This is a genomic window from Pedococcus sp. P1_H8, from assembly GCF_056405175.1.
On sequence record NZ_JBFUCP010000471.1, the window covers coordinates 1 to 361 of the forward strand.

1 protein-coding gene is annotated in these 361 nt (G+C 72.9%); it reads left to right on the top strand.

Features of this window, described 5'->3' with window-relative positions; all coding sequences use genetic code 11:
- The coding region (gene ligD, locus AC1DYG_RS20900) for a non-homologous end-joining DNA ligase LigD (RefSeq protein ID WP_477641737.1) at positions 1–361 on the top strand (361 nt) is incomplete at both ends.

The following is a 361-nucleotide window of genomic DNA, read 5'->3' on the forward strand; positions in this document are numbered from 1 at the left end:
GTGCACGTCTACGTCCGGATCGAGCCGCGCTGGGACTTCATCGAGGTGCGGCGCGCCGTCATCGCGCTGGCCCGTGAGGTCGAACGCCGGGACCCCACGCGGGTGACGACCGCCTGGTGGAAGGAAGAGCGAGGCGCGCGGATCTTCGTGGACTTCAACCAGACCGCGCGGGACAAGACGGTCGCGTCGGCGTACTCGGTGCGCAAGACCCCGCGGGCGACGGTGTCGACGCCGGTGACCTGGGCCGAGCTCGCGGACGTCGAGCCGGACGACTTCACCATCGCGACGGTGCCGGACCTGGTGGCCCGGCGGGGCGACCCGGCCGCCGGCATCGACGCCGTCGTGCACTCGCTCGACGGGC